We start from the raw sequence: 19093 nt of genomic DNA, 5'->3' as shown, positions 1-19093 counted from the left end.
AAGATGATAAATGAAAATAATATAAAAATTGGAATAGCTCCAATTGCCTGGACTAATGACGATATGCCGGAATTAGGTGCAGAAAATACGTTTGAACAGTGCATTAGTGAAATGGCGTTAGCAGGCTTTGTAGGTAGTGAAGTGGGAAATAAATACCCCCGGGATACGGAGGTATTAAAAAAGGCACTTAATCTTCGAAACTTAGAAATTGCAAGTGCATGGTTTAGTGCCTTTTTGACAACAAAACCTATAAAAGAAACGATGAATGCTTTTATTACACACCGAGATTTCTTATATGAAATGGGGGCAAAAGTAATCGTTGTATCTGAGCAAGGAAAAAGCATCCAAGGATCAATGGATACCCCGCTTTTTAGAGATAAACCTATTTTTAACGAGGATGACTGGGCAAAGTTATCTGAAGGTCTTAACGTACTTGGTGAGATAGCACAGGAAAAAGGGATGACTATTGTCTATCACCATCATATGGGAACGGGGATACAAACTACTGATGAGATTGAAAAATTAATGGAGATGACAAATCCTAATCTAGTTTCTTTACTATTTGATACTGGACATCTCGTATTCTCGGGTGATGATCCATTATTTCTATTAAATAAATATATATCCCGTATTAAGCATGTACATTTAAAGGATGTTCGTGAAGAAGTAATTAAACAGGTTAAACAAGATAATCTCAGCTTTTTGCAGGCAGTGAAAAAAGGAGTTTTTACAGTGCCAGGTGATGGGTCAGTTAATTTTGATGAGGTATTTAGGGTGTTATCTTCTTCTAACTATAATGGCTGGTATATTGTGGAGGCTGAACAGGATCCAGCATTAGCAAATCCCTATGAATATGCTCTAAAAGCTCGGTGTTATATAAAAGAAAAATGTGGGTTTTAATAGGTTTGTAAATATAACAGATTTCAAAAAACTTTCCGAGGAGGCATTTGTAGTGAGTGAATTACTTCTAAAACCTCAAAGCAAAGAAATAGACCAAGGGATAACTATTTTACATGATGTATCAGGAGAAAGTTCTTTATTAAAATATGTTGGTTTTAAGTTACTAGAAATAACTCCTGGTACGAAATATAAAGAGGAGTTAGGAAAATTAGAGTGTTGTGTTGTCGTTCTAACAGGGAAAGTTCATATATCTGATGGAGAGGTTACATTTAACAATTTAGGAACAAGAGAATCAGTTTTTGAAAAGATACCAACTGACAGTGTGTATATATCAATTGATAGTAAATTTGAAGTCGAAGCAGTTACGAAAACACGAGTTGCACTTTGTTATTCTCCATCTGAAAAGAAGTTACCTACAAAATTAATTAATGCTTCTCTAAATGGTGTCGAGCATAGAGGAACAGGGAATAATCAACGAACAGTTCATAATATTTTACCCGATACAAACCAAACAGCTAATAGTCTTTTAGTTGTCGAGGTCTATACTGATAGTGGGAATTGGTCTAGTTATCCTCCTCATAAGCATGACCAAGATAATCTCCCGGAGGAGTCGCTTTTGGAAGAGACTTATTACCATGAAGTAAATCCATCACAAGGATTTGTATTTCAGCGTGTTTATACTGACGACCGATCATTAGATGAAACAATGACCGTTGAAAATAATGATATGGTTATGGTTCCAAAAGGGTATCATCCCGTAGGCGTTCCAGCAGGTTATACATCATATTATCTAAACGTGATGGCCGGGCCTACACGCATTTGGAAGTTTCATAATGACCCAAAACATGAATGGATTTTAAAGCAATAGTTCGACATTGTTATAAAAAGGAGTGGTTATAACATGAAATATGAAGTTAATGACAAGAAGGATTATGACATTATTGCCTTTGGTCGTGCCTGCATTGATTTAAACGCATTAGAATATAATCGTCCAATGGAAGAAACGATGACATTTTCAAAGTACGTTGGTGGTTCACCAGCCAATATCGCGATTGGAAGTTCGAAACTAGGGTTGAAGGCTGGTTTTATTGGAAAAATCTCTGATGATCAACATGGGCGTTTTATTGAAAAATACATGAGAGAAATTGGAATCGATACATCTAATATGATTGTTGATAGAGCAGGTCATAAAACTGGATTAGCATTCACAGAGATTTTAAGTCCAGAAGAATGTAGCATTTTAATGTACCGGGAAGATGTAGCAGACCTTTATATTACACCTGAAGAAATAGATGAAAACTATATTAATAACTCTAAAATGTTGTTAGTTTCTGGTACAGCGCTATCAAAAAGTCCGTCACGTGAGGCGGCGTTGAAAGCGATTGGCTTAGCAAAACGGAATAATGTAAAAGTTGTTTTCGAACTAGATTATCGTCCTTATTCATGGAATAACCCTGAAGAAACCGCAGTCTATTATTCATTAGTGGCAGAACAAGCTAATGTTGTGATCGGAACACGGGATGAATTCGATGTATTAGAAAATCGAACGGCCGCAGGAAAAAATGAAGAGACTATCAATTACTTATTTAGCTACTCACCTGAATTAATTGTTGTAAAACATGGCGTTGAAGGTTCTTATGCTTACACAAAGTCAGGTAAAATTTTTAGAGGAAGGGCATACAAAACAAATGTACTAAAAACATTTGGTGCAGGTGACTCCTTCGCGTCTGCTTTCTTGTTTGCCTTGATTAAAGGAAAAGATATTGAAACAGCTCTAAAGTTCGGTAGTGCGTCAGCCTCTATTGTAGTGAGTAAGCATAGTTCATCAGAAGCTATGCCGACCTTAGTAGAAATTAAGGAATTAATTGAAACAGGGGAAACAATCTAAGATTGAGGTGAACTAGCATGGAAACAATTAGGTTAACAACTGCTCAAGCTTTAATAAAGTTTTTAAATCAACAATATGTTCAGATTGATGGCGAGGAGTTTCCTTTTGTGGAAGGGATTTTTAATATCTTTGGTCATGGAAATGTATTAGGTTTTGGTCAAGCGCTTGAACAAGATTCAGGTCATTTAAAGATTATTCAAGGCAAGAATGAACAAGGAATGGCTCATGCAGCTATTGCTTATAGTAAACAAATGTTACGAAAAAAGATTTACGCGATTACTACATCAAGTGGTCCTGGTTCAGCAAATCTAGTAACGGCTGCAGGAACAGCACTGGCAAATCATATACCCATTTTATTATTGCCGGCAGATACTTATGCAACCAGACAACCTGACCCTGTTCTTCAACAGATAGAACAAGAATATAGCACAGCCGTTACAACAAATGATGCCTTACAACCCTTATCAAGGTACTGGGATCGCATAACACGGCCAGAACAATTAATGTCTAGTCTAATTCGGGCCTTTGAGGTCATGACAGACCCTGCAAAAGCAGGTCCAGCTACGATTTGTATTTCACAGGATGTTGAAGGAGAAGCATTTGAGTATGATATAAAATTCTTTGAGAAGCGTGTGCATTACATTGATCGTCGAGAACCACAAGAGCGGGAATTAAAGGGAGCAATCGAGTTAATTAAAGAGAGTAAGAAACCAGTAATTATCGTAGGCGGAGGTGCAAAATACTCAGAAGCCCGTGATGTTTTGGTAGAAATTTCAGAAAAGTACAATATTCCATTAGTAGAAACACAAGCTGGCAAATCGACGGTAGAATCTTCGTTTGCCAATAATTTAGGCGGACTAGGTATCACAGGAACACTTGCTGCTAATAAAGCAGCCCTTCAATCAGATTTGATTATTGGGGTAGGAACGAGGTATACAGACTTTGTAACGGCTTCAAAAACATTGTTTGATTTTGAAACAACAAAGTTCTTAAACATTAATGTTAGCCGTGCCCAAGCCTATAAGTTGGATGCTTATTCAGTTGTTGCAGATGCAAAAGTTACATTGGTTAAAATATTGGGAGGCCTCGAAGGCTATTTGAGTAATTTTGGAACTGCGATAAGTCACATGAAAGATGAATGGCTAGCGGAGCGTGACCGGTTGAGCGAAGTGACGTTTAATAGAGATAATTTTGTTCCTGAAATTGATAGTCACTTCTCACAAGAAAAAATGAACGAATATGCGGACAGTTTAAACACGGAACTCCCACAAACTACAGCATTAACTACAATTAATAACACGATTGACGGTGATAGCATCATTGTTTGTGCAGCTGGTTCACTTCCAGGAGACCTTCAACGCTTATGGCATTCCAGTGTGCCAAATACGTATCATCTGGAATACGGGTATTCATGTATGGGATATGAGATAGCGGGAGCACTTGGTATTAAATTAGCTGAACCGTTAAAAGAAGTCTATTCAATTGTTGGTGACGGAAGCTTCTTAATGTTGCATTCTGAGCTACTAACAGCCATTCAATATCATAAAAAAATTAATATTCTCCTTTTTGATAATTCTGGCTACGGCTGTATCAATAATTTGCAGATGGACTTTGGTAACAGTAGTTTCTACTGTGAGTTTAAAACGGAAGATAATCAAATTATGAATATTGATTATGCAAAAATAGCTGAAGGTTATGGCGCTAAGACATATCGAGTTAATACTGTAGACGAATTAAAGCTTGCCCTAGAGGATGCAAGAAAACAAGATATATCTACTCTAATCGATATAAAGGTTCTCCCTAAAACAATGACAAATGGTTACGAAGGTAGCTGGTGGAATCTTGGGGTTCCCGAAGTTTCTGACCGAGAAGGAACAACAAAATCATATGAGATGAAACTAGAAAAATTAAAAAAGGCAAGACAATACTAACATTCTGAGATAAGTTTTCTGCAAGAAAGATAATAAAACGATCTATTTTTGAAAGGAGAATATTATGTCAAAAACAAGTACGGTTCAACATTTAAAAAACTTTATTGGGGGAGAGTGGATCGAGTCAAAGTCAGGAAGGACAGAAATCGTACCGAACCCTGCTACCGGTGAAACGCTAGCCCATGTCCCAATTTCTAGTCGTGAAGATTTAGAAAAAGCAGTAACAGTTGCAGCTGAAGCTTTTAAAATGTGGAGTAAGATAGCGGTACCTAGACGTGCACGCGTCCTATTTAAGTATCAGCAATTACTAGTAGACAATTGGGAAGAGCTTGCTAGACTTGTAACTTTAGAAAATGGTAAAAGTTATACCGAAGCTTACGGCGAGGTTCAACGTGGAATTGAATGTGTTGAATTTGCAGCAGGCGCCCCTACATTAATGATGGGTAAGCAACTTCCTGATATTGCAACGAATGTTGAATCAGGGATGTATCGTTATCCAATCGGCGTAGTAGGTGGTATCACTCCATTCAATTTTCCGATGATGGTTCCTTGCTGGATGTTCCCATTAGCAATTGCATGTGGTAATACATTTATAATGAAGCCATCAGAACGGACGCCATTATTAGCAAATCGATTAGCAGAATTATTTAAAGAAGCAGGACTGCCAGATGGTGTATTTAACATTGTTCATGGTGCACATGACGTGGTAAATGGTCTACTCGAGCATCCAGGTGTCAAGGCTATTTCTTTCGTAGGTTCACAGCCTGTAGCTGAGTATGTATACAAGACGGCATCTAATTATGGTAAACGAGTGCAAGCTTTAGCGGGTGCGAAAAATCATTCCATCGTTATGCCAGATGCCGAATTAGATTACTCGGTTCAGCAAATTCTAAGCGCTGCCTATGGATCTGCAGGAGAAAGATGTATGGCAGCGGCAGTTGTCGTAGCAGTAGGGGAGGTAGCAGATCCGTTTATGGAAAAGTTAGTCTCCGCAGCAAACGAGATTAAGATTGGAAATGGATTGGATGAAGGTGTTTTCTTAGGTCCAGTCATTCGTGAGTCTCATAAAGCTAAGACGGAAAATTACCTTGCGATTGGAGAAAAGGAAGGCGCAACGTTAGTTCGTGATGGACGTAAAGACGTTGATGTGGCAGGTGAAGGCTACTATGTTGGACCGACAATTTTTGACCATGTCACCACAGAAATGACAATCTGGAAAGAAGAAATCTTTGCCCCTGTGTTATCAGTTGTACGAGTGAACACATTAGATGAAGCAATTGCCTTAACAAATCAATCTGATTTTGCAAATGGGGCTTGCATTTATACAAAAGATGGGAGTAATGTTCGTAAATTTCGTGAAGATATTGATGCAGGAATGCTTGGAGTGAATTTAGGTGTACCTGCACCAATGGCGTTCTTTCCATTCTCAGGGTGGAAGAAGTCATTCTATGGGGATCTTCATGCAAATGGTTCAGATGGGGTAGAATTTTATACTCGTAAGAAAATGGTAACGGCTCGTTGGTAACAATATGAATGAGTGAATAATACAAAATAATTAAACACCTTTCTAAATAGAAGGTGTTTAATTTAAATAAAATCATGTGATTCAATATTAAAAGTAACTTGAACAAAAGATAGGTTTAAAGAGGGTGGAACGGAATGTACATCATAGGTGTTGACTTAGGGGGTACACAAATAAGAGTGGGGATTTTCACAAAAAAAGGAAGATTGTTATATAAGAAAACAGTAATGACTCTTAGTGAAGAAGGTCCAGATTATGTTATCTCTAGAATAAAAACTCTTATTCATGATGTATTTAACCAACAGAATAATCTTGGTAAGGCATTGATTGGTATAGGTATAGGAAGTCCTGGACCATTGGATGTTTTTGAAGGAGTAGTCAAATCACCATCAAATTTGCAAGGTTGGATTAATATACCTCTTCGTGAAGTTCTAGAAGAGGAGTTTCGAGTACCAGTCTATTTAAATAACGATGCGAATGCTGCCGTATTGGGAGAATATTTTTTTGGCAACGGAATGAATAGAAAATCTATTGTATATCTGACTATAAGTACAGGCGTTGGTTGCGGAGTTATCGACAATGGACGTTTACAATTAGGTTCAAGGGGGAGTGCCGCCGAAATTGGACATATGATAATAAACCCGGATGGACCTCTGTGCGGTTGTGGTAATAAAGGTTGTGTTGAAGCGTTTGTTTCAGGAACAGGAATAGTAAAACGTATGAAACAGAAACTTGATAATGATGAAAGGGTTTCTACGTTACGTGGGAGAGATATTACTACCCAATGTGCATTCGATGCAGCACAAAAAAAAGATGCATTAGCACTCGAAGTGATACAAGAAACGATAAGATATTTAGGGATTACTCTTGTAAATATAATTCACCTATATAATCCTGAAACGATAATTTTTGGAGGGGGAGTTAGTAAAGTAGGTGATTATTTATTAAAACCAGCAATATCTTATGCAAAGAAAAACACGATCGGATGTTTGGCTGATAACATAGAATTTAAAACCGCTAAATTGGGTGAGGATGTTGGACTGATCGGGGCTGCAGCACTGGTGATATATAATAAGCAATTAGCTTATCCAGAGTAAATATCCTACTGTTATTTAGAAAGACTAATTCTTTTACAGCTTAATAATGCATTCATATTGAGGTGATGAGATATGGAAATTGTAGAGGTAAGCGATTATGATGCAATGAGTGTTGAAGCAGCTAATTTGGTAATGAGACATGTTGTTCAGAATCCATCATTAGTCTTAGGTCTAGCAACGGGAGCAACTCCAATTGGTACTTATAAATATATAGTAGACCATTATAAAAAAAATCGAATTTCATTTAAAAATGTTCATACAGTAAATCTCGATGAGTATATTGGACTCGAAACGACACATCAAAATAGCTATGCAACTTATATGAAAGAAAATTTATTTAATCATCTTGATATTCCAATTGAACAAACTCATATTCCGAATGGAAAAACATCAAATTTAATAGAAGAATGTGAAAGATACGAGGAGCTTATTCAGTCGCTAGGTGGAATAGATCTTCAGTTATTAGGTATAGGTTTAAATGGTCATATTGGTTTTAACGAGCCTGGAGTATCTTTTGATTCAAAGACAAACGTTATAAAATTGGCTCAATCAACACAATCAGCAAATTCACAGTATTTCAAAGACGACACCAAGGTCCCAACACATGCAATTACAATGGGGATTTCGACAATTATGACAAGTAAGAGAATAGTATTGCTTGTTTCGGGAAAGGAAAAAGCAGATATTCTTTATAAGATAATATATGGAGAGCTAAATAAAAATGTACCAGCATCAATTCTAAAGAAGCATCCAAATGTACGTATCATAGCTGATTTGGAAGCACTATCTGTACTAAAAGAAAAGAGAAGTGTTAATTCATAAATAAATAGTTGATTAGTAAAAGGTTAAAAATTTAAAAGCTATAAGAAAACAACAGAGCAACGCTATTTCTAATAGTGTTGCTCTGTTGTTTTGTCAAATAAATAATCTCCTGTAAATTCTTATCGATATAAATGCATATTGACACAGGTGGGTTACAGTTGTAGACTTAAAACAATTAGTTACAGTTGTAACCTGAGTGGAGGTCTATGTATGAGTAAATTAGTTTCGAAAATTACAGATTCAGAGGTTGAAGTTATGCGTTTGCTGTGGGAGGCTAAAGATAGCCTACCAATGGCGGATATTAGAAAAGCACTTCTGCAGACGAGTAAATGGGAAACCTCTACAATTAAAACACTACTTCGCAGACTTTGTGAAAAAGGGGTAGTTCAAGCAACGAAAAAAGAGGTATATTACTATCAGCCTTTAGTTAGTGAGAAAGAATACAATGACTATACAACACAAAGCTTAATTGATCGCGTGTACTTAGGTAGTGCGAAAAACCTTGTCGCATCATTACTTGGTAGCAAGAAGCTAGATAATCATGATATTGAAGAGCTACGAGCTCTATTTAAAGTAGGTGATAAAAATGATGAATGAAACAATGAAATTAATTCTATCACTTTCTTTAGGGGGGAGCATTCTTGCTTTATTACTAGTGGCTCTTAAACCCTTCATTAAATTCAAGCTATCCAAGACGATACAATACTATCTTTGGATTGTTGTAGTAGTTAGACTTATCTTTCCTTTTTCCTTTGAAAACAGCATGATGAATGAGCTGTTTTATAGTGATGGAAATTCTATGGAGAGAAGCAATCAACTAAATGTTCAACCTGTAAAGGGAAGTGAAGAGAATACAAGCGGTTCATCCACTATACCAAAAGTCGCTGAAACTATTGCGAGTGTTGGGGTTACCGATGATGTTAACCACAGATATTTTCTAACGCTGTTTAATAAGTATGCTATCTATATCTGGGTAATCGGCATTGCCATCGCACTTGCGATCAATTTGTCTGGCTATATAAAGTTTTTGAAATATTTAAAACGAGGAAATACACCAGCTAGAGTAGAGGAACAAAGGATGTTAAGTCTTTTATTGAAGAGAAAAGAGCGGGTAAGACTTGTACGTAACAGATATGTTAGTACCCCAATGTTAATTGGAATCTTATGGCCAATTATTATCATTCCAGATGTTGCTTTTAATGAAAAGCAGGTTAAGAATATTTTGCTACATGAGCTTACTCATCTAAGGCGATTTGATATCGGTGTCAAATGGCTAACCATGATTGCGGCATCCATCCATTGGTTTAACCCACTGATATATATTGTAAAGAAGGAAATTAATCATGCTTGTGAATTAGCGTGTGATGAAGCAGTAATTAAAAATCTGAATCCTGCAGAAAAACAAGCCTACGGGGAGACATTACTATCTGTTGTAGCAGAGGATAACTATCCTGTTCGAGTATTGCAAGCAACGATGTCTGAAGAAAAAAAGAGCTTAAAAGAAAGATTAGTTGCAATCATGAACCACAATAAAAAATCGAGATTTATAGTGATTTCCTCTGCAATTTTGCTTGGAATCTTCATATCGGGTGGATTGTATTTAGGGGCAGGAGTCGGAATGGGAAAAGATACGCCAGCACCTATCTATATTAGTGTGGAAGACGATATCGCCAAAGAAGCAATAATTGGTAGTTATTCTTGGCATAATACCCAGTCTAATTCAGATCATCCTCTTCATTTTGATTATCAAATAGAAAATACACACTCAGTTACAGGGAACCAACAACTTATTATCAGTACGCAGAAATTGAATAAAGATAAGCGATATAACTTTACGATAGAAGAGATGGCTATTTACAAAGATGAGCAATTAGTAGAAATGGATATAGTTAGCCTAACTGATGGGTATTTATACCTTCAGGCCCCACCAGATGCAGGCGAGTATATTTACACATTTCGATTAAATTTCAAGGATAAAGGAATAGTTAATTATGGTTTTAAGGTAAGAGTGGATATGTTGACCTACAATTTACCGGAGATTGCAAAATACAAAACCCCTTATATAGGGAATAACAGCAAAGTTTCAGCTATTGCGGGCAATCTACCTGTTCCAGATAATTATTTTCAGCAACGGTTTATATCAATGGAAACTAATGCATTGCCTTATAAACTTACTGTCTACTATGAACCTGCACCCCATCTTGATTATGAAGGTGAATGGCCAATTGACACACCAGATACTGTGCTAGAAGCAAACTCACGAACAAATGCTTTAGTTTTGTTTGCCATGATTGATAATCTTGATGAAGTTACCTTAGCCTACCGGGTATCCCCCTCTAATGGTGAACTAGAAGCGTCCAAATATGAGAAGACCTTTACTTTTTCAAGAACTTCGTTTGAGGATACTTACGGGGACCTAACTGTGTTTCGTGATGATTTAAATATACTCCAAGATGTACTAACAGGTAAATAGCGCTATTCTTTTTGCTTATGTACAGTATAAACAGGGACTATAAACCTTACTTCTTCAGTGCGCACATAAGCAATGAGTGAAGCCGTTAATTTTTAGAAAGCTTACTATGTCGTGCAACGTGCGTAGCAGCTTCCTTCTAAGAAAGATTTTATGATATTGTTAAACAGGTATCATTACTGTATTTTAGCGTATTCTTTTATTCTTATTTTCAGGAGAGAATAAAAACTAGGGTAGGGCTGTGAATATTTACTACTAGGAACTTGTCACGGAGAGGATTATCAAACATGCAGACTGAAAATAAAGCCATAAAAAAGATGTCTCTATTTGCTTTATCTTGGCCGATATTTATAGAAATCTCCTTACATATGCTAATGGGTAATGCTGATACCTTTATGCTAAGTCAATATTCAGATGATGCTGTAGCTGCGGTGGGGGTTTCGAACCAAATTCTGGCGGTTATTATTGTCATGTTTGGATTTATCGCCACAGGAACGAGCGTCCTTGTCGCACAGTTTTTAGGTGCGAGTTCTTCCAAAGAGGCTGGTAGAATCGCAGTCGTTTCGATTATTACCAATATCCTCTTAGGTCTCGCCGTGGGATTTCTCGTCATTTTCGGTGCGTCTACAGTCCTGAATATGATGGGGGTTTCTGACCTAATAGTAGATGAGGCGACCGTTTATTTGCAAATTGTAGGTGGATCATTATTTATTCAAGCCGGTATCATGACAATTGGTGCGGTTTTACGAAGTCATCGTTTCACAAAGGACGTTATGTTTGTGACGATAGGAATGAATATCGTTAATGTCATCGGAAATTATCTCTTTATTTTTGGGGCATTTGGATTTCCGGTACTTGGGGTAACCGGTGTTGCGATTTCAACTGCGGTGAGCCGGACGATTGGATTGTTGATTATTTTTATCATTCTGTATAAGAGGATTAAAAAAGAGCTACCCTTTTCGTATATTTTTAAGAAGTTCCCAACCTTTGAGCTAAAGAAAATACTGAAAATAGGGATTCCTTCTGCTGGTGAACACCTTTCTTTTAATGGATCTCAATTGGTTATTACTTCTTTCATCGTGATACTTGGTACAGAAGCACTTACGACAAAGGTATATGCCCAAAACATTGGCATGTTTGTTCTTCTCTTTTCAATTGCCATAGGTCAAGGTACGCAGATTATGATTGGACATCAAATCGGCGCTAAACAACTTGATGAAGCCTATAAACGTTGTATTAAAAGTCTTCTTATTGCTATTGGTCTTTGTGCTTTTATTGGGATTATCATCTATTCTATTAGTGAAGAAATTCTTAGAATCTTTACTAATAACGATGATATTATTGTAACAGCAAGTACTTTGCTTTTACTTACAGTGATTCTGGAACCAGGACGTGCTTTTAATGCTGTTGTTATTAGTTCCCTAAGGGCAGCTGGAGATGTAAAGTTTCCTGTTTTCATAGGGATGCTTTCCATGTGGGGCGTTAGTGTTCCCATGGCTTACTTCCTCGGTATACATTTTGGTTTAGGGCTTATCGGTGTGTGGTTAGCATTTATCACAGATGAATGGCTTAGAGGAGTGTTAATGTTGTGGCGTTGGCGTCAAGGGAATTGGAGGGGAATGTCCTTTGTGACCCATGGGAAATCTGAGGCTTCGTAGAAGTTTAATTGAGACCCAAATGTTTTGGTTCCCAATGCTTTTAATACGGTTTTATTAGAAGAGAAGAAAACAACGTTGTCATAAACAAAGAATAATAGCGCATTAGAAACTTTTTTCATTGTTGGAATTTGGAGAATTTTGAGTATTGAAAATTGTTGACCTTCTTTATGTGGATTAGGTATAATTTTAAAAATATTATAAGCTAATTCTATGAAGAAGAGAGTAATTATTAATGAACTTTAGCGAGTCAGGAATTGGTGGAAGCCTGATGTATCCTTATTAATGAACCGTACTTCGGAGAAACGTTCTTGAATTCATAAGTAGGGATACCGTCAGGAATAACATTTCTCGTTATAACAAAGTGGATCAGGAATGGTCAAATTGAGTGGTACCACGGGTTTAGAACTCGTCTCTTTTTAGAGGCGAGTTTTTTATATTTTGAAAATAAAAGGAGGAGAAGAGAGTATGGCACAGGAACGTTTTTTGCAAAAGAAAACTGGGAAAATAAAGGGAAGAATGGAAAAATCGAGTTTATTCAAGGCGATGGAACTGCCTTACCTTTTGATGATAATACATTTGAGAAAATAATTTGTGCTGAAACTTTAGAATGGATAAAAGACCCTATAACAGCTATTAAAGAAATTAAGCGTGTGCTAAAACCAAATGGAATAGCACTTATATAGCATACAGACTGGGACCAAACAGCTTATACAAAAAAACATAGGGATGAAATTATTGATAAAGTGTCACGTGGTAAAGTTTTTTTCAATTTTTACTTTGCATGTTCGCTGTGTGGAAGCATCTATCTCTCTAACGTTGATAGATGATCTAAAGGTAAGGTTAGGTGTCTGGATTCCTCTCTACACAATAATTAAGAGTAGAGCTACATAACCAAACGCACCAAGTGCAAATGCCCAAATATTACTTTCCCTGTCTTCAGGTAATTCCTCTTTTAGCACATTTAAAATGATCCCACCGGATAGAAAGGCAAAAAGTAAGGCTAGTGTAGATTCGGGTATTTCTGTTATGACACCTACTCCCCATCCAATTAACACTGCCAATGCTAATAACCATCGCCCGATGCGATTATAGGTATCTTTGTGATGCGTACGTAAACCGAAATCGACAACAATAAAATGTAAGGCCATTGTAACTACATATAAAACCAAATTTAATAAGCCTTCCGAATCGCGATGAATAAGTAAATAGCCGATTAATCCGTTATATAAGAAAAAGGAACTAATATGAAGCCAAAAAGCTCCTTTCTTAGGTTGATTCTTACCTGTAGCCTGCTGGTTTTTCTTCTGGGATTCTTTCGCAACTCTTTCTAAGGCATAAAATATGACTAATCCTAGCATAGCCAATAAATATGCATGATGTTCAAGATATGACAACATAATATTATTCTCTTCAAATAATTCTTGATGCTCTTTCAGCTCAGGAAGAATATGGATAAAGACATATCCAACTGATACACCGCCACCTAAAGAAAGGAACCGGCTTCTAGGAATAATGCGGATAAAACGCATATTTTTCGCTAATATATGGGTAATCGCTAGTAATATGGCAAAAGCAAATGCGTACATCTGCATATAGATTCCTCCTCCCTATTGCTTATTCCCATTTCGCCTTAACCTTATTCAAAACTTAATTTATCTCATAAAAAAAATCAAATCGCGCTTTCATTTTTGAGGAAGTGTGAAATTTAGTATAGCACTAGTGACCAAAAACAAAAAACCGGACACATTTTTGTCCGGTTTTTTTGGTTTGAAATAATCCGCAGTTAAATGAAAAAGGTCATATAATGTTATAGATAAAAATTTCGGCTTATAACAATTATCTGTCTGCAACAATCGACTTTGTTTTATATAACCAAGAACCAAAGAGAAAGGTAATAACTCCCCAAATAACCATCACACCAATACCAAACCAAAGTGTGCCGGAAAAAATACTTGTGGAATAAACCATACTATGCCTCAAACCTTCAACAAAATAAGTGAGAGGAAGAATATTGGATATGGGCTGTAACCAATCGGGCATAGTTTCAACTGGAAAGAACACACCACTTAGAAACATCATGAGGAAGTTAGTAATATTCGCCACACCCATATAAGACTCTGTCGTTTTACTGAAAGAAGAAAAAAGGTATCCTAACGCATTAAAAGAAAGCGCACCTAATAAGAAGACAATAAGGAGACTCGCAAAGTTAATATAAAGGTTTGCCCCAAATATTAAAACTCCTATTAAAGATAATAAAATAATTTGAATTATACTAAATAACAACCGCATGAGGATATCGCTTAGGCCGAAAAGATTCATGTTGGCTGGAGTCATACGTAATCTTTTTAGCAACCCTTTTCTGCGCATATCTACTAAACCTACCATTCCAAACATCCCACCTTGTGCAATGGCTAAGGCTATCATCCCAGTAAGTAGAAAGTCAGTATAGCTTAATTCGGAATTGCCAGAGGAAATAGTTTCAAATTGTAATTCATAGATAGGGGCCGCTCCGACAGCTGATAGATTTGCTTGTTGAACAAACTTATCTAGTATACTCGAAAGAGCTTGCGTAGTAATCCCTTGTTCGTTTTCCTTATTTACGACAAGAAGGATAGAGGTTGCATCAGCTGCTTCAGGTAAGATGATGGCGGCATCCACTTCTTGCTCTTTTACCAACTCGTTAGCTTCCTCTCGGTTGACAGGTTCTTCAGTTTTCACTTCAAGTACAGGAATTTGATTGATTTGATTAAGTAGTATTTCAGAGGTTGCATTTGGATTTTCGTTTACTATCGCAACGTTTGCTGAAAAATTATCGTCTGAATTTCCACTGAAAATAGACATAAAGATGACCATCAAAATAACAGGGAAGAAAATCCCCCAAAACAAAGCTTGTTTTTCCCGGAAAGTTAATTTTAATTGGGTAAAGAACATTTGCTTAAACTGTTTCATGTTGTTCAACTTAATCCCTCCATTCCTTACCAGTGAATGCTATAAATACATCTTCCAAACTCATTTCACGAATGGAAACCTGTTCTACTCGGTAATTCCTTTCTTTTGTAAAGCCAAATAAGTCATACAATGTATCCTCTGGGTTCGTTGTCCATAGTTTTAATAAGGTTTCATCACGTTCAGTAAGGGTAACAGACTTAAGTTTTTTGGAAAACAGGTTCGCTTCCTCTGCAGCTTCTACTCCATCAAGAAAAGATAATCGAACTTCTCTTTCTTTAGTTAATTGTTCAATAAGGGAAGATGGTGTATCCAAGGTTACTACTTTTCCTTGATCAACGATGCATACACGATCACTTAACTTTTCGGCTTCTTCCATATAATGAGTGGTTAAGATAGTTGTTTTTCCAAATTCTTTAAGTTGTAAAATAATATCCCAGATGTTGCGGCGTGCCTGAGGATCTAGACCAGTTGTCGGTTCATCAAGAAAGAGTATTTCAGGATCACTAATCATCGCAAGTCCAATAGCAAGTCTCTGCCGCTGACCACCAGAAAGCTTTTTAACATGATTATTGCGGTGATCAGTAAGGTTTATCAGTTCTAGAATTTCTTCTGTAGGTCGTGCCTTATCATAGAAAGTCGCAAAAAGATTAAGGTTTTCTTCAGGAGTTAATAAATCAAACATGGCACTAGATTGTGGCTGTACACCAATTTTCTTTTTGATTACTTTTGCATGCTTATCCCAGTTCAACTCTCCAAACCATATTTCTCCATGATCTGGAGTAACCAAACCTTCAATCATTTCAAGTGTTGTTGTTTTTCCTGCACCATTTGGGCCAATGATGGTAAATACTTCTCCGGCTTTTACTGAAAAATTGATATCCTGTACAGCATGAACGGTACCGAACGACTTTTTTAAATTCCTCACTTCCAATACGATCATTTTCTCTCCTCACTTTCATGGTACTAACAACATATTCAAATAAAATGGATATTTGTAAAAGTCTAACAATTTAATTCTTTGGTTTAAGGTGTCTTTTATGTGTAGAAAAGTGCTGGGTACAAGAGTAATTTATATGTGTTTTGCAATTATTTTTGAGGGAGTTTATGTATTGATCCAAAAAAATGGGTTTTTTCTGTATTAAGTAGGGACGCTATTAAACTTTATATTACAAATAAAAGGAATTAATGTCAAAATATATAACTATTTAGTTAGATTAATTGAATGTAAATAGAAAGGCGAATATTTGGTTTTAAAAAGTTAATTATCTTTGTGTTATGGGTAGAATTAATCTAAATATGATTTCATAACTGGAGAAAACGAGAGATTCATAGGTACTTATACGATTTGAAATGTTTTGAATAATCTATTAATTGGATTTTATAATTAGTGAAATAATGTTTATACTACTATTGATGGAGGTGATATTACATGGAGAGTAAACCAATGCATTTTGATGGAAGTTTACAAAACATTGATGCTTTAGAAATAATTAACCCGAGATAAAGAATATAAACTAATTAATTTACGCACACTAAAAATGGAATATAAGGAAGAAAGAAGGGGTCCGAAATGGCGAAAATATTGTATATCACCGCTCATCCTCACGATGACACTCAATCATACAGTATGGCAGTAGGAAGGGCATTTATTGACACCTACAAAGAAACCAATCCAAACGATGAAATTTTAAAGGTTGACCTTTATAAGGAAAATATTCCGCAAATTGATGTAGATGTTTTTAGTGGTTGGGGTAAACTCCAATCTAGAAAGGGATTTGAAGAACTTTCATCAGAAGAAAAAGAAAAAGTTAGTAGGCTATCAGAATTATGTGAACAATTTATTTCCGCTGATAAATATGTTTTTGTCACACCATTGTGGAATTTCTCTTTCCCGCCAGTATTAAAAGCTTATATTGACTCAGTTTCTGTTGCTGGTAAAACGTTTAAATATACAGAGCAAGGTCCAGTAGGTCTTTTAACTGATAAAAAAGCTTTACATATACAAGCTCGTGGAGGTATCTATTCAGAAGGGCCGGCTGCTCAAATGGAAATGGGTCATCGTTATTTAAACATTATCATGCAATTCTATGGAGTTCCTTCATTTGAAGGCTTATTTGTAGAAGGTCATGCTGCAATGCCTGATAAAGCACAGGAAATTAAAGAAAATGCCATTGCAAGAGCTAGGGATTTAGCCCATACTTTTTAGAATTATAAAGTTAGCCAACAAATGTGAACTGCCTGTCCTATTGTGAGATATCACTAACAATAGGACAGGCAGTTTTTTTATTTAGTATTTTATGTGCGCCAGGCATGTGCCCATTCTCTAGGGTTCAAGTCCTAAGCCGTGAAGGCAGTAGGAGTTACCCAATTTTAAGGCATGGAGATGGAAAACACTGAAGAATCCTATTGGCAAATTCTCAAAAGTCCTATCTTATACAAAACCCTTGGTGACCAATATTGGCAACACCAAGGGCTTAAGAGTTTATTTAACCGATATCAGAATATGCGTTGGACTTAGATGAAACCGCCGGCTACGGTACCGTACGTGCGGTGGTGTAAGAGGACGGAGGCTAGTCACCCCCTCTTACCCGACTTAATTCGGATAAACTGCTGATTAGCTGGTAAAAAAAGAATGGTGCTCAAATAGTTTCAACAAAAAAATATCGGGAAAGTAAAGAGTAAGATAACAAATTTACAAAACATAGAGGAGGAATTATTTATGACACAAACTGCTACTTATAACAATAAATCTACAACTACTGAAAACGCAAAAAATGGAAAGCTTTTAAAAGGCGTTGTAATGGGGGCTGTTGTTGGTGGTGCTATTGCAATGCTTGATTCAAACACAAGAAACAAAGTAACTTCCACAACAAAAAACATGAAGGATTCTACATTGGATATGTACAGCCAAGTTAGAAACAATCCCTCGGGAGTGAAAAACGACTTACAAGAGCGAATGAACTCTGCTTCTTCCGTTCTGAAAGAGGCAATCAACGATGCTCAAAACCTATATGAAAAAGTGAACACGAACATTCTTGGGCAAGTTAATCAAGTAAAAGAAGATTCAAGTGATATTCTTTCCACTGCCAAAGAAGTCACTACTGATTTAAAAGATATCGGTGGAAAAGTGAAAGAAGCTGGCGAAGAAGTGATGGATGACAGTGATGAACAAAGCAGCAGTTCTGATAATAAAGATGCTTCCATCCCTAAGAACACTGCTGGTACTACTAGTAAAGTGCCAGGACAATTGGGTTAATAAAAAAAAAACCGGTGTCTACCGGTTTTTTTTGTGCGATTTTCGCTATAAAATATACGATAAACATTGTAGAATGCAATGTTGAAAAAGTTGATTTGGCGGACTGAGTAGGAACGAACCTACCCGAGACAGCACGTGCCGCCCAAGCGGTTTTGAAATTGCTAGAGGGTGGTATCTTATAGTTACTTGAAGTGGTCTAAAAGTGCTTTGTTATGCGGTTTAGGTGATTTATGATATTTTGTAAAACTCTGCACTTATATTTTGCAATATACATTTGATTTGATGGTGTTCAATAAGCAATTGATAGTCATAATCTAGATATTCTTTTTTGTTGCCACATACACTCTTACATTGTGAAGCGGTAGCTTGGTTGGAGTGGTATAGTGGAAAAGCAGTGGATATAGAAAAAATCTATACCATCTGCTTTTTTGTTTATAAAATTTCCATTCAGGACCGATTTTCGTTAAAATAAACATTGTGATTTCACAATAGTTTTTACACAGTATACATGTCAAATGTATTTGTGTTTGATAATAAGTTATTAAGCATGATATAAGTGTAAAAGAAGCGAAACATTTGGCTTTATATTTTTTGACCGAG

Annotated in this window: 17 protein-coding genes and 1 other annotated feature; of the genes, 14 read left to right on the top strand and 3 right to left on the bottom strand. The window is 36.4% G+C overall.

The genetic code is table 11. The annotated features are described in order from the left end of the window. The first annotated feature begins 3 nt into the window (after positions 1-3). From iolE to CEF19_RS24165, 12 genes are all read left to right on the top strand, one after another. On the top strand, positions 4-900 hold the full coding sequence (iolE, locus tag CEF19_RS00905) for a myo-inosose-2 dehydratase (RefSeq protein ID WP_100404336.1): 897 nt from the start codon (positions 4-6) through the stop codon (positions 898-900). Positions 901-952: 52 nt separating this feature from the next. Beyond that, positions 953-1768 carry a 5-deoxy-glucuronate isomerase gene (gene iolB / locus CEF19_RS00900; RefSeq protein ID WP_100404335.1) on the top strand — a complete coding sequence of 272 codons (816 nt, stop codon included), beginning with the start codon at positions 953-955 and terminating at the stop codon, positions 1766-1768. 33 nt (positions 1769-1801) lie between these two features. After that, positions 1802-2788, top strand: coding sequence for a 5-dehydro-2-deoxygluconokinase (gene iolC / locus CEF19_RS00895; RefSeq protein WP_100404334.1), 987 nt, complete (start codon positions 1802-1804; stop codon positions 2786-2788). A gap of 17 nt (positions 2789-2805) precedes the next feature. After that, a complete protein-coding gene (iolD, locus tag CEF19_RS00890) occupies positions 2806-4719 on the top strand; it encodes a 3D-(3,5/4)-trihydroxycyclohexane-1,2-dione acylhydrolase (decyclizing) (protein WP_100404333.1) in 1914 nt (637 codons plus the stop codon). 64 nt (positions 4720-4783) lie between these two features. After that, positions 4784-6244, top strand: a complete 1461-nt coding sequence (locus CEF19_RS00885; protein WP_100404332.1) for a CoA-acylating methylmalonate-semialdehyde dehydrogenase — start codon at positions 4784-4786, stop codon at positions 6242-6244. Positions 6245-6378: 134 nt separating this feature from the next. Further along, the gene (locus tag CEF19_RS00880; RefSeq protein WP_100404331.1) at positions 6379-7338 is read left to right on the top strand and encodes an ROK family protein; all 960 of its coding nucleotides are present in this window, start codon (positions 6379-6381) and stop codon (positions 7336-7338) included. Positions 7339-7410: 72 nt separating this feature from the next. Continuing rightward, a complete protein-coding gene (nagB, locus tag CEF19_RS00875) occupies positions 7411-8160 on the top strand; it encodes a glucosamine-6-phosphate deaminase (protein ID WP_100404330.1) in 750 nt (249 codons plus the stop codon). 210 nt (positions 8161-8370) lie between these two features. Then, the gene (locus CEF19_RS00870; RefSeq protein WP_100404329.1) at positions 8371-8757 is read left to right on the top strand and encodes a BlaI/MecI/CopY family transcriptional regulator; all 387 of its coding nucleotides are present in this window, start codon (positions 8371-8373) and stop codon (positions 8755-8757) included. Beyond that, positions 8747-10633: a M56 family metallopeptidase gene (locus CEF19_RS00865; protein WP_100404328.1), complete on the top strand. Its 1887-nt coding sequence runs from the start codon at positions 8747-8749 to the stop codon at positions 10631-10633. Before CEF19_RS00870 ends, CEF19_RS00865 begins: the two co-directional genes overlap by 11 nt. A 284-nt stretch (positions 10634-10917) precedes the next feature. After that, positions 10918-12288 carry an MATE family efflux transporter gene (locus tag CEF19_RS00860; RefSeq protein ID WP_100404327.1) on the top strand — a complete coding sequence of 457 codons (1371 nt, stop codon included), beginning with the start codon at positions 10918-10920 and terminating at the stop codon, positions 12286-12288. 201 nt (positions 12289-12489) lie between these two features. After that, positions 12490-12705 (top strand) — a binding site (T-box leader). A gap of 48 nt (positions 12706-12753) precedes the next feature. Further along, positions 12754-12876, top strand: coding sequence for a hypothetical protein (locus CEF19_RS23925; RefSeq protein ID WP_264755117.1), 123 nt, complete (start codon positions 12754-12756; stop codon positions 12874-12876). After that, positions 12822-12971, top strand: coding sequence for a class I SAM-dependent methyltransferase (locus tag CEF19_RS24165; RefSeq protein WP_227522068.1), 150 nt, complete (start codon positions 12822-12824; stop codon positions 12969-12971). The genes CEF19_RS23925 and CEF19_RS24165 overlap by 55 nt, the downstream gene beginning before the upstream one ends. A gap of 177 nt (positions 12972-13148) precedes the next feature. Here CEF19_RS24165 and CEF19_RS00850 read toward each other — a convergent pair whose 3' ends face one another. From CEF19_RS00850 to CEF19_RS00840, 3 genes are all read right to left on the bottom strand, one after another. Then, a complete protein-coding gene (locus CEF19_RS00850) occupies positions 13149-13880 on the bottom strand; it encodes a hypothetical protein (protein WP_100404326.1) in 732 nt (243 codons plus the stop codon). Positions 13881-14124: 244 nt separating this feature from the next. Further along, positions 14125-15237 (bottom strand): ABC transporter permease, encoded by a 1113-nt coding sequence (locus CEF19_RS00845; protein ID WP_227522067.1) that lies wholly within the window; start codon positions 15235-15237, stop codon positions 14125-14127. 10 nt (positions 15238-15247) lie between these two features. Further along, positions 15248-16177 (bottom strand): ABC transporter ATP-binding protein, encoded by a 930-nt coding sequence (locus tag CEF19_RS00840; protein ID WP_100404325.1) that lies wholly within the window; start codon positions 16175-16177, stop codon positions 15248-15250. Between the two features lie 630 nt (positions 16178-16807). On the opposite strand from CEF19_RS00840, the gene CEF19_RS00835 reads away from it, so the two are divergent. Then, positions 16808-17443: an FMN-dependent NADH-azoreductase gene (locus CEF19_RS00835; RefSeq protein WP_100404324.1), complete on the top strand. Its 636-nt coding sequence runs from the start codon at positions 16808-16810 to the stop codon at positions 17441-17443. A gap of 513 nt (positions 17444-17956) precedes the next feature. Then, positions 17957-18493, top strand: a complete 537-nt coding sequence (locus tag CEF19_RS00830; RefSeq protein ID WP_100404323.1) for a hypothetical protein — start codon at positions 17957-17959, stop codon at positions 18491-18493. Positions 18494-19093: the final 600 nt, after the last annotated feature.

Source organism: Bacillus solitudinis, assembly GCF_002797395.1.
Classification (GTDB): domain Bacteria; phylum Bacillota; class Bacilli; order Bacillales; family Bacillaceae_D; genus Halalkalibacter_A; species Halalkalibacter_A solitudinis.
This window is presented reverse-complemented; position numbering and strand designations above follow the sequence as displayed.

Bases quoted from the DNA above. Each gene is read 5' to 3' on its own strand.
- CEF19_RS00830 (WP_100404323.1), top strand. From the start codon at position 17,957: ATGACACAAACTGCTACTTATAACAATAAATCTACAACTACTGAAAAC.
- CEF19_RS23925 (WP_264755117.1), top strand. From the start codon at position 12,754: ATGGCACAGGAACGTTTTTTGCAAAAGAAAACTGGGAAAATAAAGGGA.
- CEF19_RS00845 (WP_227522067.1), bottom strand. From the start codon at position 15,237: ATGAAACAGTTTAAGCAAATGTTCTTTACCCAATTAAAATTAACTTTC.
- CEF19_RS00865 (WP_100404328.1), top strand. From the start codon at position 8,747: ATGATGAATGAAACAATGAAATTAATTCTATCACTTTCTTTAGGGGGG.
- CEF19_RS00850 (WP_100404326.1), bottom strand. From the start codon at position 13,880: ATGCAGATGTACGCATTTGCTTTTGCCATATTACTAGCGATTACCCAT.
- iolE (WP_100404336.1), top strand. From the start codon at position 4: ATGATAAATGAAAATAATATAAAAATTGGAATAGCTCCAATTGCCTGG.
- iolD (WP_100404333.1), top strand. From the start codon at position 2,806: ATGGAAACAATTAGGTTAACAACTGCTCAAGCTTTAATAAAGTTTTTA.
- CEF19_RS00840 (WP_100404325.1), bottom strand. From the start codon at position 16,177: ATGATCGTATTGGAAGTGAGGAATTTAAAAAAGTCGTTCGGTACCGTT.
- CEF19_RS00880 (WP_100404331.1), top strand. From the start codon at position 6,379: ATGTACATCATAGGTGTTGACTTAGGGGGTACACAAATAAGAGTGGGG.
- iolC (WP_100404334.1), top strand. From the start codon at position 1,802: ATGAAATATGAAGTTAATGACAAGAAGGATTATGACATTATTGCCTTT.
- CEF19_RS00860 (WP_100404327.1), top strand. From the start codon at position 10,918: ATGCAGACTGAAAATAAAGCCATAAAAAAGATGTCTCTATTTGCTTTA.
- CEF19_RS00885 (WP_100404332.1), top strand. From the start codon at position 4,784: ATGTCAAAAACAAGTACGGTTCAACATTTAAAAAACTTTATTGGGGGA.
- CEF19_RS00870 (WP_100404329.1), top strand. From the start codon at position 8,371: ATGAGTAAATTAGTTTCGAAAATTACAGATTCAGAGGTTGAAGTTATG.
- nagB (WP_100404330.1), top strand. From the start codon at position 7,411: ATGGAAATTGTAGAGGTAAGCGATTATGATGCAATGAGTGTTGAAGCA.
- CEF19_RS00835 (WP_100404324.1), top strand. From the start codon at position 16,808: ATGGCGAAAATATTGTATATCACCGCTCATCCTCACGATGACACTCAA.